This window comes from Mesorhizobium carmichaelinearum, from assembly GCF_900199455.1.
GTDB lineage: Bacteria > Pseudomonadota > Alphaproteobacteria > Rhizobiales > Rhizobiaceae > Mesorhizobium > Mesorhizobium carmichaelinearum.
Genome location: NZ_FZQR01000183.1, coordinates 1 through 399, shown reverse-complemented (window position 1 = coordinate 399; position 399 = coordinate 1). Strand labels below are relative to the sequence as shown.

Annotated in this window: 1 protein-coding gene; it reads left to right on the top strand. The window is 34.6% G+C overall.

Annotated elements, in window-relative coordinates; genetic code table 11:
- A partial coding sequence (locus CKW40_RS46315) for a DUF1727 domain-containing protein (RefSeq protein WP_500684307.1) occupies positions 1 to 220 on the top strand: 220 nt, incomplete at its 5' end.
- Positions 221 to 399: the final 179 nt, after the last annotated feature.

Sequence of the window (399 nt, the reverse complement as noted above, 5' to 3'; positions counted from 1 at the left end):
CCCTGCAGGAATGAATGCAAGTTTATCAGTTGGTGAACAATTAGAAGGCGAAAAAGTGTATGTTATTTCGCTAAATGATAACGCTGCAGATGGTCGAGATACTTCATGGATTTATGATGCAGATTTTGAAAAATTATCTAAGCAACAAATTGAAGCTATCATCGTGACAGGTACACGAGCAGAAGAACTTCAATTGCGATTGAAGTTAGCAGAGGTTTAAGTACCAATTATAGTTTAGCGTGATATTTATAAAGCAACGGCAAAGACTATGGATTATAAAGGTTTCACAGTTGCAATACCAAACTATACATCATTATCTCCTATGCTTGAACAATTAAACCGTTCGTTTGAAGGAGGTCAATCATAATATGCATGAATTGACTATTTATCATTTTATGT